25 protein-coding genes, 1 tRNA gene and 1 pseudogene are annotated in these 24,660 nt (G+C 64.1%); 10 read left to right on the top strand and 17 right to left on the bottom strand.

The genetic code is table 11. From position 1 onward, the window contains the following. Nucleotides 1-26: 26 nt before the first annotated feature. From OXR00_RS17395 to OXR00_RS17365, 7 genes are all read right to left on the bottom strand, one after another. On the bottom strand, nucleotides 27-1,442 hold the full coding sequence (locus OXR00_RS17395; protein WP_267389498.1) for a UDP-N-acetylmuramoyl-L-alanyl-D-glutamate--2,6-diaminopimelate ligase: 1,416 nt from the start codon (nucleotides 1,440-1,442) through the stop codon (nucleotides 27-29). Then, nucleotides 1,439-3,178, bottom strand: a complete 1,740-nt coding sequence (locus OXR00_RS17390; protein WP_267389497.1) for a penicillin-binding protein 2 — start codon at nucleotides 3,176-3,178, stop codon at nucleotides 1,439-1,441. Before OXR00_RS17390 ends, OXR00_RS17395 begins: the two co-directional genes overlap by 4 nt. Continuing rightward, nucleotides 3,175-3,771 (bottom strand): hypothetical protein, encoded by a 597-nt coding sequence (locus tag OXR00_RS17385; protein WP_267389496.1) that lies wholly within the window; start codon nucleotides 3,769-3,771, stop codon nucleotides 3,175-3,177. Before OXR00_RS17385 ends, OXR00_RS17390 begins: the two co-directional genes overlap by 4 nt. Next, nucleotides 3,771-4,730 (bottom strand): 16S rRNA (cytosine(1402)-N(4))-methyltransferase RsmH, encoded by a 960-nt coding sequence (gene rsmH, locus OXR00_RS17380; RefSeq protein WP_267389495.1) that lies wholly within the window; start codon nucleotides 4,728-4,730, stop codon nucleotides 3,771-3,773. The genes OXR00_RS17385 and rsmH overlap by 1 nt, the downstream gene beginning before the upstream one ends. Next, nucleotides 4,727-5,227 (bottom strand): division/cell wall cluster transcriptional repressor MraZ, encoded by a 501-nt coding sequence (locus OXR00_RS17375; protein WP_242150899.1) that lies wholly within the window; start codon nucleotides 5,225-5,227, stop codon nucleotides 4,727-4,729. Before OXR00_RS17375 ends, rsmH begins: the two co-directional genes overlap by 4 nt. Before the next feature lie 353 nt (nucleotides 5,228-5,580). Beyond that, a complete protein-coding gene (locus OXR00_RS17370) occupies nucleotides 5,581-5,886 on the bottom strand; it encodes a hypothetical protein (protein WP_267389494.1) in 306 nt (101 codons plus the stop codon). A 49-nt stretch (nucleotides 5,887-5,935) separates the two neighbouring features. Continuing rightward, nucleotides 5,936-6,928, bottom strand: a complete 993-nt coding sequence (locus OXR00_RS17365) for a cysteine synthase A (protein ID WP_267389493.1) — start codon at nucleotides 6,926-6,928, stop codon at nucleotides 5,936-5,938. Nucleotides 6,929-7,012: 84 nt separating this feature from the next. Between OXR00_RS17365 and OXR00_RS17360 the strand changes: the two genes are divergently transcribed. From OXR00_RS17360 to aat, 4 genes are all read left to right on the top strand, one after another. Continuing rightward, complete coding sequence (locus tag OXR00_RS17360) at nucleotides 7,013-7,546, top strand: DNA-deoxyinosine glycosylase (protein ID WP_267389492.1); 534 nt, start codon at nucleotides 7,013-7,015, stop codon at nucleotides 7,544-7,546. Nucleotides 7,547-7,747: 201 nt separating this feature from the next. Continuing rightward, entirely contained in the window at nucleotides 7,748-8,125 is a 378-nt protein-coding gene (locus tag OXR00_RS17355; protein WP_267389491.1) for a hypothetical protein, read from the top strand. 75 nt (nucleotides 8,126-8,200) lie between these two features. Next, nucleotides 8,201-8,923, top strand: a complete 723-nt coding sequence (locus tag OXR00_RS17350) for a ParA family protein (protein ID WP_267389490.1) — start codon at nucleotides 8,201-8,203, stop codon at nucleotides 8,921-8,923. 100 nt (nucleotides 8,924-9,023) lie between these two features. Continuing rightward, nucleotides 9,024-9,692 carry a leucyl/phenylalanyl-tRNA--protein transferase gene (gene aat, locus OXR00_RS17345; protein WP_267389532.1) on the top strand — a complete coding sequence of 223 codons (669 nt, stop codon included), beginning with the start codon at nucleotides 9,024-9,026 and terminating at the stop codon, nucleotides 9,690-9,692. Nucleotides 9,693-9,727: 35 nt separating this feature from the next. On the opposite strand, the pseudogene OXR00_RS17340 reads toward aat, so the two are convergent. The 4 genes and pseudogenes from OXR00_RS17340 to OXR00_RS17325 all read right to left on the bottom strand — a co-directional run. Beyond that, nucleotides 9,728-9,961: pseudogene (locus OXR00_RS17340) on the bottom strand (DUF2155 domain-containing protein); the annotation flags it as partial. 194 nt (nucleotides 9,962-10,155) lie between these two features. Then, the gene (locus OXR00_RS17335; protein ID WP_267389489.1) at nucleotides 10,156-10,548 is read right to left on the bottom strand and encodes an NADH:ubiquinone oxidoreductase subunit NDUFA12; all 393 of its coding nucleotides are present in this window, start codon (nucleotides 10,546-10,548) and stop codon (nucleotides 10,156-10,158) included. Between the two features lie 81 nt (nucleotides 10,549-10,629). After that, the gene (locus tag OXR00_RS17330; protein WP_267389531.1) at nucleotides 10,630-11,169 is read right to left on the bottom strand and encodes a cold shock domain-containing protein; all 540 of its coding nucleotides are present in this window, start codon (nucleotides 11,167-11,169) and stop codon (nucleotides 10,630-10,632) included. Nucleotides 11,170-11,269: 100 nt separating this feature from the next. Further along, nucleotides 11,270-11,806, bottom strand: a complete 537-nt coding sequence (locus OXR00_RS17325; protein ID WP_267389488.1) for a RecX family transcriptional regulator — start codon at nucleotides 11,804-11,806, stop codon at nucleotides 11,270-11,272. A 115-nt stretch (nucleotides 11,807-11,921) separates the two neighbouring features. Here OXR00_RS17325 and OXR00_RS17320 point away from each other — a divergent pair, with 115 nt between their 5' ends. From OXR00_RS17320 to nusG, 4 genes are all read left to right on the top strand, one after another. Then, the gene (locus OXR00_RS17320) at nucleotides 11,922-13,688 is read left to right on the top strand and encodes a fatty acyl-AMP ligase (RefSeq protein ID WP_267389487.1); all 1,767 of its coding nucleotides are present in this window, start codon (nucleotides 11,922-11,924) and stop codon (nucleotides 13,686-13,688) included. A 37-nt stretch (nucleotides 13,689-13,725) separates the two neighbouring features. Next, nucleotides 13,726-13,802 (top strand) — tRNA-Trp (locus tag OXR00_RS17315). A gap of 148 nt (nucleotides 13,803-13,950) precedes the next feature. Continuing rightward, nucleotides 13,951-14,148: a preprotein translocase subunit SecE gene (gene secE, locus OXR00_RS17310; RefSeq protein ID WP_242150872.1), complete on the top strand. Its 198-nt coding sequence runs from the start codon at nucleotides 13,951-13,953 to the stop codon at nucleotides 14,146-14,148. 14 nt (nucleotides 14,149-14,162) lie between these two features. Then, entirely contained in the window at nucleotides 14,163-14,699 is a 537-nt protein-coding gene (gene nusG, locus OXR00_RS17305) for a transcription termination/antitermination protein NusG (protein ID WP_242150868.1), read from the top strand. Between the two features lie 452 nt (nucleotides 14,700-15,151). Here nusG and OXR00_RS17300 read toward each other — a convergent pair whose 3' ends face one another. Both OXR00_RS17300 and OXR00_RS17295 read right to left on the bottom strand, forming a co-directional pair. After that, entirely contained in the window at nucleotides 15,152-17,674 is a 2,523-nt protein-coding gene (locus tag OXR00_RS17300; RefSeq protein WP_267389486.1) for a TonB-dependent receptor, read from the bottom strand. Nucleotides 17,675-17,792: 118 nt separating this feature from the next. Continuing rightward, entirely contained in the window at nucleotides 17,793-19,394 is a 1,602-nt protein-coding gene (locus OXR00_RS17295; RefSeq protein WP_267389485.1) for a tetratricopeptide repeat-containing sulfotransferase family protein, read from the bottom strand. Nucleotides 19,395-19,770: 376 nt separating this feature from the next. Between OXR00_RS17295 and OXR00_RS17290 the strand changes: the two genes are divergently transcribed. Next, nucleotides 19,771-19,989: a hypothetical protein gene (locus tag OXR00_RS17290; RefSeq protein WP_267389484.1), complete on the top strand. Its 219-nt coding sequence runs from the start codon at nucleotides 19,771-19,773 to the stop codon at nucleotides 19,987-19,989. Nucleotides 19,990-20,032: 43 nt separating this feature from the next. Here the strand turns inward: OXR00_RS17290 and OXR00_RS17285 are convergent, their stop codons facing one another. The 3 genes from OXR00_RS17285 to OXR00_RS17275 are packed head-to-tail and all read right to left on the bottom strand — an operon-like array spanning nucleotide 20,033 to nucleotide 22,078. After that, on the bottom strand, nucleotides 20,033-21,427 hold the full coding sequence (locus OXR00_RS17285; RefSeq protein WP_267389483.1) for a M20/M25/M40 family metallo-hydrolase: 1,395 nt from the start codon (nucleotides 21,425-21,427) through the stop codon (nucleotides 20,033-20,035). 52 nt (nucleotides 21,428-21,479) lie between these two features. Next, nucleotides 21,480-21,866, bottom strand: coding sequence for a LysR family transcriptional regulator (locus tag OXR00_RS17280; protein ID WP_267389530.1), 387 nt, complete (start codon nucleotides 21,864-21,866; stop codon nucleotides 21,480-21,482). Nucleotides 21,867-21,871: 5 nt separating this feature from the next. Beyond that, nucleotides 21,872-22,078 (bottom strand): TOBE domain-containing protein, encoded by a 207-nt coding sequence (locus tag OXR00_RS17275; protein ID WP_242150854.1) that lies wholly within the window; start codon nucleotides 22,076-22,078, stop codon nucleotides 21,872-21,874. Nucleotides 22,079-22,153: 75 nt separating this feature from the next. Here OXR00_RS17275 and OXR00_RS17270 point away from each other — a divergent pair, with 75 nt between their 5' ends. Next, nucleotides 22,154-24,205, top strand: a complete 2,052-nt coding sequence (locus OXR00_RS17270) for an NAD(+) synthase (RefSeq protein WP_267389482.1) — start codon at nucleotides 22,154-22,156, stop codon at nucleotides 24,203-24,205. 115 nt (nucleotides 24,206-24,320) lie between these two features. On the opposite strand, the gene OXR00_RS17265 is transcribed toward OXR00_RS17270, so the two are convergent. Continuing rightward, on the bottom strand, nucleotides 24,321-24,653 hold the full coding sequence (locus OXR00_RS17265) for a DUF6481 family protein (RefSeq protein WP_267389481.1): 333 nt from the start codon (nucleotides 24,651-24,653) through the stop codon (nucleotides 24,321-24,323). Nucleotides 24,654-24,660 lie beyond the last annotated feature (7 nt).

Genomic DNA, 24,660 nt, shown 5'->3' with positions numbered 1-24,660 from the left:
AACCCCCAACAGCCGATCACGCCCCGTCACGCCGCCATTTCTCGCGCGACGCTCACGTCGTCAAAAGGCAGGACGAATTCGCCGACGATCTGCCCCTGCTCATGCCCCTTGCCAGCGATCAGCACGATGTCTTGCGGTCCTGCCGCGGCGATTGCGGCGCCGATCGCGTCACGACGCATGCCGATCTCGACCGCATCCGGCGCGCCGGCCAGCACCATCGCGCGGATGCCTGCGGGGTCTTCGCTGCGCGGATTGTCGTCGGTGACGATGACGTAATCGGCCTTGGTGGCCGCAACGCGGCCCATCTCGACGCGCTTGCCGGTATCGCGGTCCCCGCCCGCCCCAAACACGACGATCAGTCGCCCGACGACGTGCGGACGCAACGCCGCGATCGCCGCTTCGAGAGCGTCGGGCGTATGCGCGTAATCGACATACACCGGCGCACCACTTCGCGTGATCACCGCCCGTTCAAGCCGCCCGCGCACCGGCTGAAGTCGCGACAGTGCGGCCAGGGTCGCCGTCATCTCCCCGCCGGTCGCCATGACCAGTCCGGCCGACACCAACGCGTTGGCGGCCTGATACGCACCGATCAGCGGCAGCACGACCTTGTGCGTACGCCCGTCTGCCTCGACCGTCAGCGTCTGGCCGAGCAGACTCGGTTCACGCGCGACCAGCCGTAGCGTCTCGCCCCTGGTGCCGACCGAAATGATGTTGATGCCTCGCGCCTTCGCCGCAGCAACGACCTCACCCGCCACCGCATCGTCCGCCCAGACCACTGCCGTGCCGTCTTCCGGCAGTACATCGGCGAACAGCCGCAGCTTGGCGGCAAAATACTCCTCCATCGTGCCGTGATAGTCGAGATGATCTCGGCTGAGGTTGGTGAAGGCCGCTGCCGTCAGCGGGACACCCTCCGTCCGATACTGATCGAGCCCGTGGCTAGACGCCTCGAACGCCAGATGCGTCACACCTTCGCGCGCGAGCCCGGCGACGTTCGACAGGAAGGTCACCACGTCGGGCGTCGTCAACCCGGTCGACACGCGGTCGTCGCCGGTGGTGACGCCCAGCGTGCCGATGGACGCGGCGGAGTGGCCCGCCATGCGCCACACCTGCCGCACCATCTCGACCGTCGAGGTTTTGCCATTGGTGCCCGTAACCGCCACCGCGCACGCCGGAAACGGAGCGAAGAAGCGGGCCGCCAGTCGCGCGAAGCACCGTCGAGGTGCTGCGTCGGCGATATGGATGGCGCCTTCCACCACCGCTTCGGGACGTGCTACAATGGCGATCGCGCCACCCGCCACCGCCGCTGCGATATAATCCTCACCATTGAAGCGGCCGCCCGCAAACGCGCCGAACACCGTACCGGGAGCAACCTTGCGGTGGTCGATCGCGAAACCGGTAACCGGCACATCAACAGCGCCGGGGACCAGCACCGAAAGCTTCACTGTTCTTCTCCACCCGTCGGCGGCGTAGCGCCCGCGACCAGCGTAAGCGCCGGCCGCAGGTCGGCAAGGTCGATCTCTCGCTTAGCGTCCGGCATCACGCCCAGCAGCGCGCCGGTCCGCGCAATGACGCGACCCACGACCGGCGCGGCGTTCCATGCCGCCGTTTTCCAGCCGGCGGTTTCCTTGGTGCCTTGCGGCGAATCGAGCATGGCCAACACGACATACCGTGGCGCATCCATCGGGAAGGCTGCAACGAAGGTCGCAACGTTGCGGGAGTGATCGTAGCCACCGTTCGCCGCCGCCTCCGCGGTGCCGGTCTTGCCGCCGACGCGGTAGCCGGGCGCATCGCCCTTTCGTCCGGTGCCGTACAGACAGACGAGCCGCAGCAACTGCCGCATCCGCGCGCTGGTCGATTCAGACAGCACGCGCCGCCCTTCCGCCGCATGGCCCGGCGCGACCTTCAGCAGCGTCGTCGGGCGCCAGATGCCACCGTTGACCAGGACGGCATAGGCGTTGGCGAGTTGCAGCGGCGTAACCGCGATGCCGTGCCCGTAGGCGGTCGTCATCGTCGCGGTGCGCGACCAGTACCTCGGCCACAGCGGGCGCGCTTTCTCCTTCAGCTCGATCACCGGCTTGGTGTCGAAGCCCATCGCGCGGAACATTGCCTTCTCACGATCCTCGCCGAGTTCGTCCGCGATCCGCGCGGTGGCGACGTTGGACGAATAGATCAGCGTCTCGGGGATGTTGAGCCAGCGCTTCGGATCACCGCGTTCGTCATGGATGGTAAAGCTGCCGACCTTCAGCGGCGCGGTCGCATCGAAGCGACGCATCATCGAGGTGACGGTGCCACTCTGGATCGCGTTCGCCATGGTAATCGGCTTGAAGGTCGAGCCCAGTTCGTACACGCTCTGCGTCACGTTGTTGCGCAGCGCGTCGCCCGGCGTACCGCCGATCTTGTTCGGATTGTAAACCGGCAGCGACGCCATCGAGATCACCTCGCCGGTATTTACGTCGAGCACGATACCGGTCGCATTGCGCGCCTTGAACGTCACCATCGCGCGGCCGAGTTCGCTCTCCATCGCCGCTTGCACGCGCGCGTCTATCGACAGCGTGATCGGCTCGCCGCGCTCGGCTGGGCTGCTCAGCCGCTCGTCGAACGCGCGTTCAATGCCGGCACGACCGGCGATGTTGGGATCCTTGGCGCTCGGCCCGATGTATCCCAGGGCGTGCGCGGCGAGCGTCGACTGCGGATACAGCCGCTCCGGCTCCTGAGCAAAGACGATACCCGGCTCGCCAAGGTCGTGGATTGCGTTGACCAGCGCCGGGGAGGCGTGCTTCTCCAGATAGGTGAAGTTCGCCTTCATCGACAGCTTGGAATAGAACCATTCCTCATCATGCCCGGGCATGATCTTGACCAGCGCCTCCGCCAGCGCACGCTTGTCGCCAAGGATATCGTGCGGGCGCACTCCAATCGTCCAGGCGTCGATCGTGCGGGCAAGCGGCTCGCCGTTGCGATCCAGGATGTCGCTGCGCACCACTGGATTGACCGTCCCGCCTTGGGCATTCGCCGGCGACGACAGCAGACCAAGCAACGCAATCTTGCCTACCACGACCAGAAAGCCGGCGCCGAGGCACAGCATCAGGATCATCAGTCGCACATGCGCGACGGCGACCAGCGCATGACGCTGGCCGCTGACGCGACGTTGCGAAAGCGGGCGGGCGAGAAACGTGCTCATCGTCCGGAACGTGCCTCGCGGCGTGCACTCGACAGGAGATCGCCGACCGTGGAGTCGCTCAGCAACTTACGATCGAGCATCGCCACCGCTTGTACCTTCACACGCTTCACATCGATATCCTTCACCTTGGCGACGGCAGTGGCGAGCGTCGGCGCGGCCTTGGTCTTCACCGCCACGGCGGGTTGCGCGTGCGGTTCGGGGGCGACCGTCGCAACTTGGACCTGCGCTGCCTCGGCAAGCGTCTCGCTCATCGGCGGCGCCGGCACGAATGACGCGGTCTGAATATCGGCCCCGCCCTGCTGATGCACGTCGATCGAGGCGAGTGCCGCCTCATCCGCGACGAACTGGCCGGCGCCCGGCGCGACCAGACGCAGCGTGTCGTTGTTCCACTGGTCAAGCTGGGCGAGATTGGCGCGGGTCTCGAACTCGGTTTCCAGCGCGCGGATATCGCGACGCGCCTGGGCGATGTCGGCCACGGTGTGGTCGAGCTTCTTACGCTCGGCCGCGACCTGAAGCGGCACAAGCAGGAAGCCGAGCGCCACCGCGACGCCCGCCAGAAACCAGCCCATGGTCTTCCACGCATACCCAAGCATTACAACGCCCCTTCATGAACCCAAGCCGCAGCCGCCGTCCGCTGCGCGACCCGTAACGTCGCCGAGCGCGCACGCGGATTGCGCGCGATCTCGGCCTCACCAGCGCGCACGGCGCGGGCGACATTCTCAAAACTCGGTTCGGCCTTCGCCGTAACTTGCGGCAAATGCCGCGATCCACCCGGCAGGCCGCCGCTGCGTTCGCGGAAGAACCGTTTGACCAACCGGTCTTCCAGGCTGTGAAATGTCACCACCGCCAATATGCCTCCCGGACGAAGCGCACGCTCCGCCGCAACAAGCCCGTCGGCCAGTTCACCAAGCTCCCGGTTGATGTGAATCCGAACTGCCTGGAAGGTCCGTGTCGACGGGTCCTTCTTATCATGCGGTTTATGTCCTAATGCCTTCTTAACCACGTTGGCCAGTTCGGTGGTGCGCGTAAGGGGTCTTGCGGAGACGATGGCGCGAGCGACCCGACGCGAGCGTGGCTCATCGCCATATTCGTACAGCACGTCGGCGATCACCGCCTCGTCGGCGGTGTTGAGGAACTCCGCCGCAGTCTCGCCCGCCTGGCTCATCCGCATGTCCAACGGGCCGTCCTGCTGAAAGCTGAAGCCGCGTTCCGGACGGTCGAGCATCATCGAGCTGACGCCGATATCCATTACAACCCCATCGACCGGCAGCGCATCGCGAGCGGCCAGTTCAGCCTCCAGCGCGGAGAAGGTCGCGGCGATCAACGTCAGCTTGCCATCCGACGCGGCAACCAGCGCCTGCCCGTCAGCGATCGCGTCTGGATCGCGATCGAACGCGAACACGCGCGCACCCTGCCCAAGCATCGCGCGCGTGTAGCCGCCCGCCCCGAACGTGCCGTCGACCTGAGACGAACCAGGCTGGATCGCAAGACTCGCAAGCACTTCATCGAGCAGCACCGGGATGTGTGGAGCATCAGCAAAATCGGGGCTCACAGCACGATGCCCTTCTCTGCGCACTGAAATTCGACCGCTTCCTTCAGGAACGGATCGATGCCGTCGGTTTCGAGCATGATACGCGGCGACCAGATCGTGATCCACTTGAAGGTGCCGTGGAAGAACGCGACCTCGTCGATACGGGCGTATTTGCGCTCGAACGCGGGCATGATGAAGCGGCCACTGCCGTCGAACGGCATCGCCTCGGCGGCTCCTGCGCGAGCGAGGATGTTGTAATCCGATCCTCCGGTCGCCGCGACATGCGCGTCGTCGCGCGATTCGCACTCCCGCTTCAGTTGAGCAACGAAGCCGGGATCATAGGCGATTAGGCAGCGATAGGTCGGGTGCGGGGCGATGATGACGGTGCCGCCATCCTTGCCATCGTCACGTGGCGCGTTCTTGGCGAGCGTGCTGCGGAGCGACGAGGGAATAGCGACACGACCCTTGTCATCGACAAGGCCAAGTCCTTTCCCCTGATACTCCAGCCGGTCCCCCACTTGCTACGCTCCACAAAGCGACAGGCAAGCCGATCCCGGCCCGGAAAGCGGCTGTCGTCAGCCGCTTCGGTGAGGATCGCGCAGGCGAATTAATGCTGCCCCTGTCGAGGAACGGGTTAACATATGGCTAAGCCGGGATTCAAGGGGAATTCCGGGGATTTCGCGGGAGAACGCCTATGCAGCGGACTTCGCCACGAATTTTTTCCGCAACACGTCACCTCGTTCTACGAACGTTCTTGTATGACAAGCATCGCCGCCCGGGCGTCAAACAGACGCGGCGCCGTTGCGGTGTGATTTCCCGTATTTTCCCTGGCGATAAAACACGCCACAACGCGCCTCGCGCAGCAGCTTCGCTACTTCGCAGCCGCCTCGGACGCATTGTCGCTGGCGGGCGATTCGGATGTCGCTGCGCTCGGCGCGACACCCAACTCGGCGAGGGGTTCGTTGGTAGCCTGATCGCTGGGCGCGGTGGTGTTATCCGATATGCGGTGCTCCACCTGCGTACGCGCACCACTGGCGACAACCAGCGGCCGGTCTTTCGTCGCTGTGGCGAAGACGGCGGCGGCAAGGCCGATCAACAGAAGGACGGCCGCAAGCCCGATCATCCCGACCTTCGCGCGGTGGCCTGCATGGCCCGGTTCCGGTGCGATCATTTTCATAGTGTGGCAGAAATGTAACGTAAGATTATCCGATTGTCGATGCCTAGCCTCAACTCGTCGCAAGCCACGGAAAAACCGGCAAGCCCTTCTGCTCCAGCCACGCTTTATTGTAGAGGGTTGACAGATACCTGAAGCCAGTATCGCACAAGATCGTCGCCACGCGGCTGCCCGGCCCCAATTGGCGCGCGAGCCGAACCGCACCGGCCACGTTGATCCCCGAGGACAAGCCAAGGCACAGCCCTTCTTCGGAGAGCAGGCGACGCACCCACTCAAGGCCTTCGTCATCAGAAATGCGGAACTGCGTGTCGATCGGCGCGCCCTCCAGATTGCCGGTGATCCGCCCCTGCCCGATCCCCTCGGCGACAGAAGACCCTTCCGACCGCAATTCGCCGTGGGCATAGTATTCGTACAGCGATGCACCGTGCGGATCGCTTAGCGCGATGGATATCCGCTCGTCCTTCGCCTTCAGCCCCATACCGACGCCGGCGATCGTACCACCGGTACCGGCGGCGCAGGTGAACCCGTCGACCCGACCCTCCATCTGCGCCCAGATCTCCTCAGCTGTGCCGGTGATGTGCGCGCGGCGGTTGGCGACGTTGTCGAACTGGTTGGCCCAGACGGCGTTCGGCGTCTCCTCGGCGATCCGGCGCGAGGTGTGTACGAAATGTCCGGGATTGGAATATGGCGCCGCCGGGACCAGCACGAGCTCCGCGCCCAGCGCACGCAAAGTGTCCATTTTCTCGCGGCTCTGCGTCTCGGGCATGACGATGATCGTCTTGTAACCCTTCGCACTGGCGACCAGAGCGATTCCTATGCCGGTGTTGCCCGCCGTACCCTCAACGAACGTGCCGCCCGGCGCGATCACGCCACGCGCCTCCGCATCCTCGACGATTGCGAGCGCAGCACGGTCCTTGACGGACGCACCAGGGTTGGCAAACTCGCACTTGCCGTAGATTTCCGCTCCCGCCGCAGCGCTTGGCCCCTTCAACAAGACAAGCGGCGTGTTGCCAATCAGGGCGAGCGTGTTGGACGTTGTGTGCATGGTTCTCAGATAGCGATGCGCTGGCCGGCTGCAATGCATGCAAATCTTGCCGCAACGATATAGGGCTTTGCCAGAGGAGGGACGATGCCGCACGAACCGAGCGCCGAGATGCCGCAACCCGATCTGACGTTCAAACACGCCCTCGCGCCTGTTGTCGCCTGCGACGCGCGGGTGTTGGTACTTGGGAGCTTGCCAGGCGAACGCTCGCTCGCCGCCGCGCGCTATTATGCACATCCTCAGAACCAGTTCTGGCGCTTGATGTCGGCGGTGCTGGACGAGGATCTGGTAGCTCTTGGCTATGACGCCCGTATTGCCCGGTTGCTCGCCAGGCGCGTAGCGCTGTGGGACGTGGTAGCGCGCGCGAGGCGGAAAGGCAGCACCGATGCGGCGCTCCGCGACATCTGCGTCAACGATGTCGCAGCGCTGCTCGCCACGTTGCCCGATCTTCGCGCGATCGGCTTCAACGGTGGGGCGTCCTTCACGCACGGGATGCGGCAGATCCGCACTCAGGCCGAACAGTATGCGGTGCACTGCCTGCCCTCGAGCAGCCCGATGCACACGATCGGCTTCGAGGCAAAAAGATCCGCATGGCAGGCATTGGCATCGTATCTTCGATAAGCCGGCCGAAAATGTCTTCGTTTTGAGTCGCGGCGGAGGCTGCAGAGCCGCCACGGTTGGGACCAATTGTTACTGCACATTGCTGTTCGTACAAAAATTCCCGATCACTAAGGCCGCCTCATACCGCGCCACGGCAAAAACATTTTGTTGCGCACACAAGGTGGTTGACGCGATCTTTGGCATGGGCGAAGCAGTTGCACCATGAAAAAGCTGCTCCTCCCCGTCGCCGCCCTTGCCTTGGTCTCGCTCGCCGCGTGCGACAACAAACCGACCGTCGTCAGCACGACCGCGCCCGATCCAAACGCGGCTGAACTCGCCAAGCGTGGCCCGGTCGAACTACCACCGATGATGACCAAGGAAGTCACCTTCCGCTGCAAGGACCAGAGCGTCCACATCGTCGACTTCTTCCAGGGCGACAAGCAAGTGCTCATCAAGCCCGCCAAGGAAGGCAGCGTGACGACCCTGACCGCCGACAAGGCAGGCGATCCATACAAGGGTTCCGGTTACGAAATGACCGGCGGTCCCGATGGAATTACCCTGACTGAGCCAAACAAGCCCGCTCAGGCTTGCAAGGCCTGAAGCGCGCGGGCGGCAATGTCCGCCTAGCCAATCTGCGCGCCGCGATATAGCGTTCCCGCTGCGGGAGGTTGGTTCGTGTCGACAATTGCGGTCTACAGCCTCAAAGGCGGCGTGGGGAAGACCACGCTTGCCGTAAACCTCGCTTGGTGCGCCGCGACGCTATCGTCCCGGCGCACTTTGCTGTGGGATTTGGACGCACAGGGCGCCAGCACCTTCATGCTCGCGCCGCCAACGGCTGCCAGCGTGCGCGAAACGGCGCACTCGGTTTTCCTTAAAGATGCCGAGGCAATCGACCTCGTGCGTCGAACGGCAGTGCCGCGGCTCGACATCATCGGCGCCGACACCTCGCTGCGCCGCCTTGACGTGCTCTTCCACGAACTTGACCGCAAGAAGCGTCTGCAGAAGCTATTGGCCGGACTGCGCAAACGGTATGACCGCATCCTGCTGGATTGTCCGCCCGGCCTGACTGAAACGAGCGATCAAGTGATGCGCGCCGCTGATCTTATCATCGTACCAGTTATCCCCTCGCCACTGTCCGAGCGGGCGTTTGCGGATGTGATGAAACACCTTGCTGGTAAATCAAACGTGCTGCCGGTCCATTCGATGGTCGATCGCCGTCGAAAGCTGCATGCAGCAGCACTGGCCGCGCATCCCGACTGGCCGGTGATCCCGATGACGAGTGTGATCGAGACCATGGCGACCCGGCGCGAAGCGGTCGGTGCATTTGCCGCAAGATCTGCAAGCAGCAAGGCGTTCGCGCAACTCTGGCAGGCGATCGAGCGCCGTCTCGCCGCATGAGGTCGATACCGTGAGAACACCGCGCAGCGAGACTGCCGCCAGCAAGACGCAGCTAGACCCGCAGCTCGTGCTTGGTGCCTATTCGGTCGGCGTGTTCCCGATGGCCGACGCTCGGGATGCCGACAGCGTCTATTGGGTAGAGCCGCGCCGGCGCGCAATCTTGCCGCTAGACGGATTTCACCTTTCACGTTCGCTGAAGAAGACGATCACGGCAGATCGTTTCCGAGTCACCGCGGACACCGCCTTCCCCCAAATGATCGAACTGTGCGCGCAAAGCGTATCCAATCGGCCCGATACGTGGATCAACGGTCAAATCGAACGGGTGTTCTGCGAATTGCACGCGATGGGCTTCGCCCACTCCGTCGAGATCTGGGACGATACGAAACTGGTGGGCGGCCTCTACGGGCTTGCGCTCGGCCGCGCGTTCTTTGGTGAGAGCATGGTCAGTCGCGCGCGCGATGCGTCCAAGGTCGCGATCGCCTGGTTGGTGGCGCGGCTTCGGGTCGGTGGCTTTTCGCTCCTCGACTGCCAGTTCATGACCGACCACCTCGCCTCGCTCGGCGCGGTCGAGGTATCGCGCGCAGCCTACCTTGCGTTACTGTCGTCTGCGCTTGAGGGGTCCGTCGGCGTCGCTGGTGCATTATCCCCATCAGGGCCTGCCGACTTTTTTGCGCTGGAGCGCACCGTGGCGGCTTCGTTACCGATGGCTACAGTATCCGGGCCGCCCGCCGGGAAGGTCATCGCACAACTTTTGGGCCAAACATCATAGATCGCGTTCGGCACCACATTCAGAGATGGCCGCTCTTTATAGAGCCAACCTGAAAACACGCGATGCCACTTCTGATCGTATTGCCGCACGTCAAGCTGCACGAATGCGCCGGTGTAATGATCAGGCTCCCAGGGAGCAGTCTGCTCACAGGCACGCAAGCGGATCACAGCATCACCGATCCGCGCCGACTGCCCCGGTTTCAGCGTTACTTCGCGCGTTGCTCCATTGCGCTTGTTGAGCACGCCGAGAACCGCCACGCGCTGCGCCATCGGTGTCGCGCCAAGCGACGGATCGGTTGCGTGATCGACATCGACGGTCACGATATCAGACGAGCCGCTTTCCTCTTCCAGCGCCGTACGCGGAGCCGAGGTTTCGGCAGGCGCCGGCCCCGCCTGCTCGCTCTTGCCGCACCCGCCGCAGGCGAGCAGCGCGCAGAGCGCCGCCCCGCCCAGCAGCCGCGTCATCACGCGTCGGGCGTCCAGGCTTCATAGTCGCCGGTCGCGGGGGCACGATGACCGCCCTTCTCCAGCGCTCCGGGCGGTCGGTACGCCAGCGCGGTGCCGGTCATGTTCGGCAGGGGATCTTTCTGCCACGGGCGCGGCGCAGGCATGGCCCGGCTAGGTATGTCGTCGACCTGATGGTGCAACCAACTGAACCATTCTGGCGCGATCCGGCTCGCGTCGTTCGAGCCCTCGTAGATTACCCAACGGCGTGGATTGCCGGCGGTATCCTTACCACCTTCGTAATATACGTTGCCGAGCGCATCATCGCCGACCCGCGCCTTGCCGCGCAGCCCGATAATGGTGCCGAGAGTGGCGCCGTTCCACCACGTAAACGGATTGAGGTTCAGTCCCATAACCGCCGCTTAGCCTGTGCTGCGGCCGTCATCAACCGCGATCATCGTGCGTCACGACCATTCCGCGCCCCACGACGGTGGTCAGACGGCCATCGCGACGACGACGGCGAGCGGCCCCTTACCGCCATCGACGATCCTAGCCGTCAGCGGCTGTTCCGGCTCGACCTCGTCGAGCCCTGCGCGACGCAGCGTCTCCATATGGATGAACACGTCGCTACCATCGCTCGCACGCACCAGGAAACCATAGCCTTTCAGACGATTGAACCATTTGACCTGCACCGGCTCGAACGTACCGGCGGTCTCGATAAGCGCAGTCGGGTCTACCCGATCACCGCGCTCACGAACGCGCGCAGGCGGTTCAATGGCGCTGCTGAGATCGATTGTCAGAATCTCACTCGCCTGCAAACCGCGATCGCGCGGCACGGCAAGGCAATCGATCCGCGCGCCCTCAGGCAGGCTACGCCGCCCGTGCAGACGCAGAACCGAGAAATGGATCAGGATATCACCGGCGGCGGGATCGTCCGCGACGAGAAAGCCAAAGCCACGCGTCACGTCGAACCATTTCACGACGCCGCTGTACGGCTGGCCTTGTTGCTCGCCTGGTGTCAACGCTTCATCCATGTCGCTCCAGCCGCTGTCGCCCGCAGCGGTAATCATTTCATTACGCATGCCCAACGATCCCCCATGAGGAGATTAGCACGTGCGCTCACGATGAAAAAGGTCAGTCTAGCGCTTCAACCTCTTGGTCAGGCGTCGAATCAACGATTTTCCTCGCGAGGTCTATATCGTGACCGGCGCGGATCATCGCGGCAATCTGCTTTTGACGGGTTTCTCGGTCCGGAATGGCGTTTCCGAACGGGCCGATGCGGCGGCGTCGTGCGAAAGCCAATGCCGCTGCCTGTTCGCCCGCCGCGACCGCCGGTGCGATCGCGGCGGCATCCTCCTCACCAACGCCAGCCGCGCGCAGTGCACCCGAGACGCGGCGACGGCCAAGCCCCCGGCGTAACATTGCGCCAGCGCGCGCCTCGCCGAATGCACGGTCGTCGATATAGCCAAGCTCCGCCATGCGTTGGGCGAGTCCACGCGGATCGGCCGCGTCGCCTTGCCAACCCCGTTCGCGGATCTTCCGCGTGAGGTAGTCGGCCAGACGCGCGCGCGTGGTCGCGAAGCGTTCCACATACCGCAACGCAAGCCGTTCGAGGGCAGCGCTGTCGAGCGGCGGCGCCTGACGGCGGCCCTTGGGGTCGGTATGGAACATTGCGCCATCATTGTGCCACAGTCGAAACCGATTTTGAACGCTTGGCGAAAGCAGGGGTGCACGCTTAGATCGCGGCGGAGATGGCTAACTTCCGCAAGCAAGGGCGCAGACGATAATGACGACGAACATTGCGGGCTCGGGAAAAGCGCTGGAACGGCCGGCCTTCGACGCCACCCCCACCGATGACGCGCTCCCGCGGCGCCTGGCTGATTTCGAGACGCTGGGCGAGGCGCTCGACTATGCGGCAGCCGGAACCCGCGGACTGAACTTCCATGATGCGCGCGGCAATCTGCTCCAGCCGTACCCCTTTGCAGACCTGCGCCGCGACGCTCTGGCGACCGCGCGTCGTCTGATCGCCTCTGGTATAGCACCGCAAGACCGTATCGCGCTTGTCGCCGAAACCGGGCCGGAGTTTGCCGCACTGTTTTTCGGCGTGGTTTACGCGGGCGCATGGCCGGTGCCGCTGCCCTTGCCGACGTCTTTCGGCGGCCGCGAATCATACATCGAACAATTGCGGGTTCAGCTTTCGAGTTGTGACCCGAAGCTTCTCGTCTACCCGCCCGAACTTGCCCAGATGGCGGGTGAAGCCGCTCGCTTGGTCGGCATTGACGGCGTTGACTGGACCACCTTTGCGCAGCATCCCGCGCCTGACGTCACGCTTCCGACCGCCGCGACCGACGACATCGCCTACTTGCAATATTCCAGCGGCTCGACTCGCTTCCCGCATGGTGTCGTCATCACGCACCAGGCTTTGCTTAACAATCTCGCCGCGCATAGCCACGGGATGCGACTGGAGGCGCAGGATCGCTGCATATCGTGGCTGCCCTGGTACCACGACATGGGGCTGGTCGGCTGTTTCCTGTCGCCGATCGCCAATCAGGTTTCGTGCGATTACCTCAAGACCGAGGATTTCGCCCGCCGGCCGCTCGCCTGGCTCGACATGATTTCCCGCAACCCTGGCACATCGATCAGCTATTCGCCGACGTTCGGCTACGATATCTGCGCGCGCCGCATCTCCAGCCAGACTCGCGCCGGCGACCGGTTCGACCTGTCGCGCTGGCGGCTGGCCGGTAACGGCGCGGACATGATCCGCCCTGACGTTATGCAGGGGTTTGTCGACGCTTTCACGGACGCGGGTTTCAAGGCAAGTGCGTTCCTGCCGAGCTACGGCCTTGCCGAAGCGACGCTGGCAGTGTCGATCATGCCACCGACCGAGGGCATCCGCGTAGAACTGGTTGAAGAGACGCAGCTTTCCGGCGTTCCCGCCGGTCAGGACCGGCCGCAACGCTACCGCGCGATCGTCAACTGCGGCAAGCCGGTCCGCGACATGAAGGTCGAGATCCGCGAGGAAGACGGGACGGCTCTACCCGAACGCGCGATCGGCAAGGTGTGGTGTTCCGGCCCATCGGTGATGGTGGGGTATTTTCGCGATGCCGAGGCGACCGAGTCGTGCCTGATCGACGGCTGGCTCGACACCGGCGACATGGGCTATCTGTCGGACGGCTACATCTACATCGTCGGTCGCGCCAAGGACATGATCATCGTCAACGGGCGCAACCACTGGCCGCAGGATATCGAGTGGGCGGTCGAGCAATTGCCCGGCTTCAAGGCGGGCGACATCGCGGCCTTCGCGATCACCACGCCGGGTGGCGAGGAGACGCCCGCCGTGCTCGTGCAGTGCCGCAGCTCCGACGATGCCGAGCGCGTGCGCCTGCGCGACGAGATCCGCGAGCGAGTGCGATCGGTGACGGGCATGAACTGCGTGATCGAGTTGATCCCGCCGCGCACGCTGCCGCGCACCTCCTCGGGCAAGCTCAGCCGGGCGAAGGCGCGTAATCTTTACCTCAACGGCGAGATCAAACCTTACGATCTTGCCGCTTGAAGTTGCCGGAAGCCGGCGTTAAAGACCGCTTCCGCACAGGGGTGTAGCTCAGTTGGTTAGAGCGTCGGTCTCCAAAACCGAAGGCCGTCGGTTCGAGTCCGACCTCCCCTGCCACTTCTTATCGCCGCGCTTGATTTTGCGGATCGCCGGCAGTAACGCTTTCCCATTCCGAAATCGGGAACATACGTCTTCGGCCCCTTGGCGGGGCCGGACGGCGGGCCCATGTCCCCGGCTCCGGCGCTAACCAAGGCGAGTGCAGACAGTGGCCAAAACGACCCCGATCGAATTCTACAAGCAGGTACGCGCCGAAACCGCCAAGGTGGTGTGGCCGACCCGGCGCGAGACGATCATGACTGGCGTTATGGTGATGATCATGACGACTCTGCTGGCAGTGTTCTTCTTCGGCATCGACACGATCTTCGAACTGATCGTCAAATATCTGCTCACCCTCGCGAACTGATTACGGGACGACACATGGCACGCTGGTACATCATCCACGCCTACTCGGGTTTCGAGGGCAAGGTTCGCGATTCGATCATGGCCGAAGCGACCCGCATGGGTCTCGAACAGCTTGTCGAACAGATCGAGGTGCCGACCGAAACCGTCACCGAGGCGCGGCGCGGCAAAAAGATCGCGGTCGAGCGCAAATTCATGCCGGGCTACGTGCTAGCCAAGCTCAACATGAACGACGACGTGTACCATCTCGTCAAGAACACGCCGAAGGTGACCGGCTTCCTCGGTTCGATGGGCAAGCCGCAGGCGATCAGCGAGAGCGAGGCTGCGCGCATGCTCAACTCCAAGGAGGAAGCCGCTGCCGCCCCGAAGGCGAAGGTCAAGGTCGATTTCGAGATCGGCGACTCGGTCAAGGTACTGGACGGTCCGTTCGCAAGCTTCAACGGCCTGGTCGAGGAACTCGATTTCGATCGCAGCCGCGTCAAGGTGTCGGTGTCGATCTTCGGTCGCGCAACTCCGGTCGAGCTTGAGTTCGAGCAGGTCGAACGCAGCAAGTAGGCTTGCAGCGGTAATCGCGGCAGCCGGTCGCGTGGATAGCCGCTGTGTATAGCTAACGATGACATTCAGTTCGTACAGCACGGCGGCTTTCGAGCCGCCGCTATCGTTCGTTTAGCGATTCGCGCTTGGCGACGACTAGCCAGATGATGCGGATTTGCTTCAAACCTCCCCGGCCAAGCTTGGGTGTCCGTGCGGATTAGGTAGCGCACGGCGTGAACACTCAGACGATCAGCACACGCTCACTGCAATCCTACGCGACAAGATCAAAGCTTCGCCGGCAGCGAAGACTTACACGAAGATCACAGGATTAGTGTGATCACTACGGGCCATCACGTTTCGGCATCCATACCGACGTGTCGGTAGCGCGACAGATCTCCCGCTCCATGCGTGAGCGATCGCGCGCCGGGGCCTTCCCCAAAGCTCCGGCGCACCCGCTCCCCCGATCAGGAGCCTTAGAACTTCACCCCGCCACGCAGGCCGATCGTGCGCGGCGTGCTCGTCACGATGTACGACCGCTGTGTGCAGACACCGCACACCTGGAAGCGCGAAAGCTGCGCGCGTTCGTCCCACAGGTTCTGCGCAAACAGTTCGAGGCTGAACGTCGCCCATTCAGCGCCCAGCGCGAGATCGCCGGTGGTATATTGCTTCAGCCGCCCCTGCGTCGCCGCATAGGCCACGCGGATGTCGGACGAGGCTGAACTCTGGTGCGCGACCAGCACCTGAGCGTAAGCCTTGGCCGCGCCGACCGGCACGGTATAACGCGCGGTGCCGTTGATCTTGAAACGCGGTGTGATCGGCAGGCGCGTACCGCTGGGCGCGAGCAGATCGTCACCCGAACAGGTCGAGATCGCGGTCGTGCACAGGTTGCTGGTGGTCTTCGCGTCGTTGTACGCGCCCGCCGCAGTCAGCGCGAGCCCACCGAGCGTCAGGCTCGCGTCTGCCTCAATACCACGAATGCGCGCATTCGGGCCGTTGTTGATGATGGTGAAGCTGTTCGGCCCAAGGAAGCTGAACTGGAACTTGCGCCAGTTCTGCTGATACAGCGCACTGCTGACGCGCAGCTTGCCACCAAACAGCGTCGCCTTCGCGCCGATCTCGTAATTGGTCAGGTAGTCCGGGTTGTACGGCGCGATATCGCCGCGCCGGTTGATGCCGCCCGGGCGGAAGCCGCGCGACCAGGTGCCGTACAGCAGGAACTGCTTGCTCGGCTTCCACGTCAGGTTGAGCTTGTGGGTGAAACCCTCGCCGCGTGCGGTGATCGGCTCGATCCCGGCGCCCTGCACGTAATTGGCGAGATTGGTGCAAGGCCCGCCCCGCACGGCTGCGGGCAGCAGCACGCGGGTGGTGCTGCTCGGCTGGTCGCCATAGCCGGTCAGCCGCAGCCCGTCGGTGGCGAAGCAGCGCGCCACGCCGGTGCCCGAGGACAGCGCCCCGTTATAAGGCTGCGCGGTATAGCCGTCGCCAGGATTGCGACCGAAACCGTAAAAGCCGATCAGCGAGTTGTCGTAGATGAACGCGCGTCCACCGGCGGTGAGTGTCACGGTCGGCACGATGTCGAATGACGCTTCGCCGAACATCGCATAATCATTGTCGACGCGGTGCTGCTGCGTCAGCCACAAGGTGCCGGGATGGCCGTTGACCGATAGATCCGGCGCGAGATTGTCGACCTGATAATCCTGGTGGATCGCATTGCTCTGCCGTTGATAGAACAGCCCGGCGGTGACGCGCAGCCGCTCGTCCTGCGGGGACTGCACCCGGAACTCCTGGCTCAGCTTCTTGAAATGGTCACTGGCGACGATGTGCTGGCGCGGGTCGATCTGCTGGCCGGCGGCGTTGGCATAATCGCCGTAGTAGAAGATGCCGCCCGACGATGCGTAGATCTGGTCGTACGCCTCGGCATAATCGGTGTAGTCGCTCGATTGCTGGTCCTGCCGGTCGAGATACGCGCCGGCATAGGTGACGTCCCAGTTGCCGACCTTGCCCTCGATCGTCAGCGCGGCCTGGATGAAGCGATCGTGGCGATATTCCTGGAAGAAGCGCTGGATCTGCAAGTCGCCGACCTGCGGGTCCATCGCATAGGCGCCGTGATACTTGGCCTCCTGATACAATACGGTCGGTGTTACGGTCCAGCTATCGTCGAGGTCGATCTTCAGCGCAGCGCGACCGCCCCACAGATCGGACTCGTTGTAGTCCTTCTTTACAAAGGCCTTGTTGTCGATTGTGAGACCGTCACGCACGCAGCCATCCGCGGTCAGCGTGGTGCCGCAGAACGAGCGGGTGCCCGGCACGTTGTCGATATAGCCGGCGTCGCGCTCGTAGAAACCGGACACTCGGAAAGCCATGCTGGCGTTGATCGGGGCGTTGATGAGGCCTTCGACCTTGCCGCCCTGCCCGCCATGCGCGACCGTGTTCACCTCGCCGTCCATCCGGCCGTAAAAGTGGCTGAGGTCGGGTTTGTTGGTGATGATGCGTACCGTGCCGGCCTCTGACGAGGCGCCGTAGAGCGTACCCTGCGGCCCGGCGAGACTTTCGATCCGCGCGACGTCGTAGATGTGGATGTCGAGCGTGCCGCCGATCGTGGTGATCGGCTGTTCGTCGAGGTAGAAGCCAACCGAGGGCAGCGAGCCGGAATGGTTGCCGTCGCCACCCGACGCCACGCCGCGCATATAGACAGTGGTCGATCCCGGCTGTGTCGTCTGGAACGAGACGGAGGGCAGCAACTGGGTATATTGGTTGAAATTGCTGATGTTGAGCTGGTCGAGCTTCTTGGTGCCAATCGCCTGGATGCTGATCGGAACGCTTTGCAGGCTCTCCTCGCGCTTCTGCGCGGTGACGATGATGTCGCCATTGTCGGGCTGCTGATCGGCCTCGGGCGGGGCGGTCGGGGCAGATTGGGTCTGCGCCTGCACCGTGGCCGGCAGGAACGCCGCGGACGCCAGCAATACCGACGCGACTGCGCCTGCCCCAAATCTCATTCCCGCTTCCCCCTAGGAACCAACTGTTCTTGTAAGGGTGTGCGGCGGTGCAACAATCGTCAACAAGGACCGTTGCGGGCGTGTCATTTCGCTGACGCTGCGTTGCGGATATGCAACGCTATAATGCTGATGCGTGCGGGTACATCGTCAGAACGTCACCCAACGTGGCACGAAGCGGATCAAGATAGAGCGCGAACGGCAACCACGCCGCCTTGCCCTCGCTGAAGATCGGGCGGCGGACCTGTTCCGAACTGGCAGTACGCACGGCACGCTCTGTTTGGTGGAAGGCAAGACAGGCCGGCTCGTACTCCAACCCGCACGCATCCAGCAACGCGCGGACCTGTGCTTCGGTGTCGTCGACCATGGTCTCGTAGAACACCCGGTACGGTGGGCGGGGCATGGCAATGTCGAGGTGATCCATCAGCCGCACGTAATCGCGGTAGTAGCGACCCATCTCGGCGAGATCGTAGCTGAACGCCTGGCCGCGCGCGAAATGTTGTTTGAAGTTGGAGAAACAGCAACCGAGCGGATGGCGGCGCGCGTCGATGATCTTCGCATTGGGCAGGATCAGCCGGATCAGCCCGGCGCGTGCCCAGTTGTTGGGAAGCTTGTCGATGAACAACGGCTTGTCGGTGCGGCGCTGGATCGCAGCGCGGCGAAGGTAGTCAGCACCGATGGCGGCGAGTTCGTCAGCGGACAGGGTGGCGACGCCGGCCGGATAGTCCGCGATGGTACGGGCGAGCGCCGGGATGTCAGGCAGTTCGGAGGTCCCTTCCACCAGCGAATGGCTCGACAGGATCTGTTCGACCAGCGTCGATCCCGCGCGCGGCATGCCGAGGATGAAGATCGGATCGGGCGCGGGGCACCCCTGCCCTTCGCGCCCCGCAAACAGGTCGGCGGTAAAGGTCGCGATGCTGTCATCGACGAAGCGCGTCGTCTCATCCGCGTCATACTGGACGGTGGTGCGACGAAGCGCGTTGCCGGCGGCGTAATGGCGGAACGCCGCTTCGGCCTCGCGGCGATCTTCGTACGCCTTGCCGAGTGCGAAATCGAGGTGGAAGCGGTCTTCGGTCGAGATGTCGGCTTGCTGCAACGCCGCCTCCATCACGGCGATATCGGCATCGTCGAAGCGGATCGTCTTGAGGTTGGCGAGGCTCCACCACACTTCGCCCAAGCCCGGCGCGAGATCGAGCGCGCGGCGATAGGCGGCGATGCCGTCCGCCTGCCGCCCGACCGTCTTGAGCATATGGCCGTAGCTCATCCATATGCGCGGCTGGCGCGGCATCTGTGCGAGCACCTGTTCGTACAACACGATCGCCTCGTCGAAACCGCCGATCCGCCCGAGCGCCGCCGCCTTGAGATTGGCGTGACCGGGATGATCCGGCTCATCCTGCGTGACGATGTTCAGTTCGGCGATCGCCTCCGCAGGGCGATTGAGCCGATGCAGGACGACCGCCAGGTTGGCGCGCGCGGCGGTAAAGTCGGGCGACAACTCCAGCGCGCGGCGCAGCAACGCCTCGGCGTCCTTATAGCGGCCGATCCGCCCGGCAAGCTCCGCCATCATGCGGATAGCGGCAACATCGAACGGATCGTCCTTCAGGTGGGCGCGCAGGCGCGGCTCGGCATCGGCAAGACGATTGTCGTGCAGCGCGAGCGCCGCTTCGAGCAGGCGGGGTGGCCAGCGCAGGCTGGTCTGGTCGGGAGAGATCGAACGGTCCATTGCGTCCGGTTCTAGCGCCTATCGCTCGCACGGCCAGATGGATCATGAAATGCCGGTGAACCCAATACGGCTCGTCGCTCAGGCAACGACCCGCCAGATCACCAATGCGACGAAGTGGTGGTCGGCACGATCACACGCAAAATATTTCCGACGAACTTTGCGCAGACGCGAAATTAAAATACAGTCCCATATTATCAAAAATATTAAGCAACGCTCTGTTTTTGCATAAGAACTTCGCGACGTTTGCAATCTCGGCCAAATTCGCGTTGCAACGCATCAACATCGTCGCCTCCATGCTGCACCTGCTTCGATTGAAGTCCGTCGGGCGGAACATCAAATGCTGCTTATAAACGTGTCTTAAGAATAGGTCGCGCAGATGAAGTCCTCGCCAAACGCCTTCCGTTCAGACAATGCTGTTGGCGCCACCGCACGCGCCTTGCCGCGTGCGTTCTGGAGCACGACCCCGTTCAAACGCAGCCGCCAAAGCAGCGATCTCGGTCATGAGGGCGAAGTGATGCGCGCTCTGACGCTGGCGGTGCCGATTTCGCTCGCGCTTTGGGCGCTATTGATCGCGGCAGCCGTATACCTGTTCTGACGAACGTGGCGCGCCGCCCCGCCGGGCAGACGCGCCGACCGGGTTATTTAGAGAGATCGCTGAACAACGACATATAATAGGTGATCGACGGCGCGACGTTGGCGATCGGCGCGCGTTCGTTGAGGCCATGGCTGAAATCCTCCGAGGCCTTGGTGAACATCGGGCTGGCGCCATAGCTGTCGACTCCATTGGCACGGAACCACATGCTGTCGCTTGCGCCGGAAGCCTGACTCGGGAAGACCGGCACGCCGGGATAGACGCTGCCCAACGCCTTCTTGACCGCGCCGACGAAATCCGCTCGCACCGGTGAGGCCGCCGTCGCAACCGAGCCTTCAGTCACGTCCTTGAAGGTCACAGCCGGGTCGTTCGCCACCCGCGCCAGTTCGGCCATGATGTCCGACGGCTTGTGACCGGGGAAGATGCGGCAATTGATGTTTGCGGTCGCCCGCTGCGGAAGCGCGTTTTCGGCGTGGCCACCCGAGATCAGCGTTGCCACGCAAGTGGTGCCGATCCGACCGACCGTGGCCGGGTCCGCCGCCAGCGTCTCGATCGCGGCCTGATCTTCCGGGTTCGCGGCGAACGCACGCATCGCCGCGCCGATCTCAGGAGTCTCGTACTTCGCCGATTCTGTCAGCGAGGCGCGCGTGAGGTCGTTGACTTCGGGCTTAAAACGATACGCACCGATCCTCAGCAGCGCGGCCGACAGTTCGTAAATCGCATTCACCTTGCGCGGGGCGGACGAATGACCGCCGGGATTGGTAACCGTCATCTGGAAGTCGGAATAGCTCTTTTCCGCACCCTGCCAGGTGAAGTAGCGCGGCTTCCCCGTCACCTCGTCGAGCACGCCGCCGCCGCCGTCGATGTTGAGCACGATGTCGGCATTGCGGAGTTTGTCGGCGATGATCTTGCCGGTCTTCATCGTAGTTTCCTCGTCGCCGGAAAATTCGATGATGATGTCGCGGCGTGGCTTGTAGCCTTCGCGCTTCAGCTCGATCAGGGCAGCGACCGCGATCGCGCCGTCGAACTTCATGTCGGTCGCCCCGCGCCCGAACAGATAGCCGTTCTCCACCACCGGCGTGAACGGGTCACGCTGCCAGTCCGCGGGTTTGGCCTCGACCACGTCCATATGACCGGAGATCACCAGCGGCTTCGCCTTGGGGTCGCTGCCCGGCCAGCGGGCGATCATATAGGCGGTGTCGTCGACCGGCGTGATCGTCACGTCCGCAGCGTTGAAGCCGCCGGCGACGAGCTGGTCCTTGATGTACGCCAGCGTCTGCGGCGTCTGGTTGCCGGGGCCACGCACCGATCGGAAGGCGATCGCCTTCTTCGCCATTTCCAGCGCCTGCGCATCAGCGACCGGGTGCGATGCGACCTTCGCGCTCGCGGGTACGATCGCCGCCGCCATCATCGTTCCAAATGCTACGCTACGAAGTACCACCGCCGTTCCCCCTTGGCTTTAAGTGGCCAAGCTATGGGATTGCTGCACCGCGTCAATCGGAAAGCGGCATCTGCGCGGGCGGAAGCGGTTCGGTGCGCAACATTCCATCGAGGCCGCCGAGCGTTTCGCCCGCCGCCTCGGCAAGCTTTGCCTCCAGCGCACGGTAGGCGGCGAGCACCGTACGGCCGGTGTCGGTCAGCCGCGCGCCACGCGCCTTGCCGCCGCCCGCCGTGGTATCGACCAGCCGGTCCCGCCAGCAGCGGTTCATGCTGTCCACCAGCAGCCACGTGCGCCGGTAGCTCATGCCGAGGGCGCGGCCCGCCGCCGAGATCGACCCGTCGCGCGCTATCGCCTCGAGCAGATCGGCCTTGCCGGGGCCGATCGCGGGTTCGTCACCGCAGTAGAGCTGCGCCTTCAGCTTGAGCGCACCGACGCGCAGGACGCTCACTTGCCGATCAGCACGTCGCTTGCCTTCACGATCACCGTCACGCTGTCGCCGACAGCAAGGCCGAGGTCGGCGATCGCTTCCTCGGTGATGCTCGACGTGATGATATTGCCGCCGCCGATATCGACCTTGACCGTGCCGTTGACCGCACCCGGCGTAATCGCGGTGACGGTGCCGGTGATCTGGTTACGTGCGCTGATCTTCATGTGTTTGCTCCCCAATGTGCGGCGCGTACGTTAGCATGTGTGGCAAGCGAAGGTGAAGAAGGTTACGGCTCGGCCATGGCGAAGACGCACCCGTTCCACTCGATACACACCCACCAGATGATTCGCGCTGGCGCCTGTACGCCGCGCGCCGGCGTCGGCGATCCTGCCGCCAACGCCGCGGCGACGATCGCGCTGGCGCACGCCGGCAATGCCGAGGGCGCGGACCTGCTTGTGTTCCCGGAGCTTAATGTCACCTCCTACGCGGTCGACGATCTGCATCTGCAGGACGCTTTGCAGCGCGCGACCGACACGGCGCTCAGCGACGTCGTCGCGGCCAGCGTCGATCTGCGGCCGGTCTTGGTGGTCGGTGCCGCGCTGGTGCGGGGTGCGCGGCTGTATAACTGCGCGGTGGTGATCTCGCGCGGGCGGGTGTTGGGCGTGGTGCCCAAGACGTTCCTGCCCAATTACCGCGAATATTACGAGAAACGCTGGTTCGCGAGCGGGGCCGGGCTGAGCGGGCTGGACATTACTGTGGCGGGGCAGACCGCGCCGTTCGGCACCGACCTGATCTTCGCCGCGTCGGACCTGCCGCACTTCGTGTTCCACGCGGAAATCTGCGAGGATTACTGGGCGCCCACCCCGCCTTCCACCGCTGGCGCGCTGGCAGGGGCGCTGGTGTGCTGCAACCTGTCGGCATCGAACATCGTGATCGGCAAGGCGCGCGAGCGGGCGTTGCTGTGCGCGGCGCAGAGCGTGCGAGGCGTGTGCGGCTATGTCTATTCCGCCGCCGGGCCAGGTGAGAGCACCACCGATCTCGCCTGGGACGGCCAGGGCATGATCCACGAACTGGGCGAACTGCTGGTCGAATCGCCGCGCTTCGCGGAGGCGCCCGGAACGGTCTATGCCGATATCGACTGCGGGCGACTGATCGCGGAGCGGCTGCGGGTCGGCACATTCAACGATGCGGCGGTGTTGGCCGGGCACCCGGAGACGCGATTTCGGCGGATCGCGTTCGAGCATCGGCCTGATTTCGCCGACGTCGGGCTGCGCCGCCAGATCCGCCGGTTCCCGTTTGTGCCGAACACGCCCGAACGGCTCGACGAGGACTGCTACGAGGCTTTCAACATCCAGGTGCAGGGTATCGCCAAGCGGATGGCGGCGGCGCGTGCGCAGAAGCTGGTGATCGGCATTTCGGGTGGGCTCGATTCGACGCACGCGCTGATCGTCGCCGCCAAGGCGCTCGACCGGCTGGGCCGGCCACGCACCGACATCCTCGGCTATACCATGCCCGGTTTCGCGACCAGCGACGGGACCAAGGGCAACGCATGGGCGCTGATGAACGCGCTCGGCATCACCGGGGAGGAGATCGACATCCGCCCCGCCGCACGCCAGTTGCTCGCCGATATGCGCCACCCGTTCGCAGGCGGCGAGCCGGTGTACGACGTGACGTTCGAGAACGTGCAGGCGGGGTTGCGGACCGATTATCTGTTCCGGCTTGCCAACCATAACAATGGCTTGGTGGTGGGAACGGGCGATCTGTCTGAACTGGCGCTGGGCTGGTGCACCTACGGTGTCGGCGATCAGATGAGCCATTATGCGGTGAACGCAGGCGTGCCCAAGACGCTGATCCAGTTCCTGATCCGCTGGTGCATATCGAGCGGGCAGTTCGACGACGAGACCAACCACGTCCTCGCCGCGATCCTGGGCACCGAGATTTCGCCGGAGCTGGTCCCGGCGGATGCGAACGGACTGATCCAGAGCACCGAGTCGAAGGTCGGGCCATATGCCCTCAACGACTTCTTCCTGCATTATGTGGTGCGGCACGGCATGGCGCCGTCGAAGATCGCGTTCCTCGCACTGCATGCCTGGGCCGACGCGGCGGCGGGGCGCTGGCCGCGTGATCTGCCCGATGAGGCCCGCGTTGCCTATGATCTACCGGTGATCCGCGAATGGCTGGAAAAATTCCTGCACCGCTTCTTCGTGACGAGCCAGTTCAAACGCTCGGCGATCCCGAACGGGCCGAAGGTATCGGCGGGCGGCGCACTGTCCCCGCGCGGCGACTGGCGCGCGCCATCGGACGGAACGGCGGCGGCATGGCTGAAGGAATTGGCAGACAATCTACCCTGACGTGCCGGTAGGCGCTGCCTTCCAAGACACAACGCAAGACGACCGGCCCGCAATGCCGCGGCCGGTCGCTGAACATGCTTATCGCGGAAGAAACGCGGCGCCGCGCGCCCCGCCCTTACTTCTTGCGGGCTTTCCGCGCGGCGTACTTGGCGTCGCGAGCAGCTTTCTTTTCAGCGTCGGTCATTTGCGCCTTCTGCGCGGCTTCCTCGGCGGCGCGCTTGGCCTCTTCGGCCTTGGCGATCTTGTCGAGTTTGGCCTGTTCAATCGCGGCCTTCTTGTCGGCGCGCTTCTGCGCCTCGGCGGCTTCCTTGACCTCGCGCGCGGCAAGGCGCTGCGCGACGACCTCGGGGTCGAGCGGCGGCTTCGCCTTCAGCTTCTCGAGTGCACGCTGCTTGGCATCCGCCGACAGCGATGCGCGATCCTTGAACGAAGGTTCCTTATAAGCCATGCGGCGG

It is taken from the genome of Sphingomonas sp. GC_Shp_3, assembly GCF_026540945.1.
GTDB lineage: Bacteria > Pseudomonadota > Alphaproteobacteria > Sphingomonadales > Sphingomonadaceae > Sphingomonas.
The sequence above is the reverse complement of the archived record's forward strand: the minus strand, read 5'-3'. Positions and strand labels throughout refer to the sequence as shown.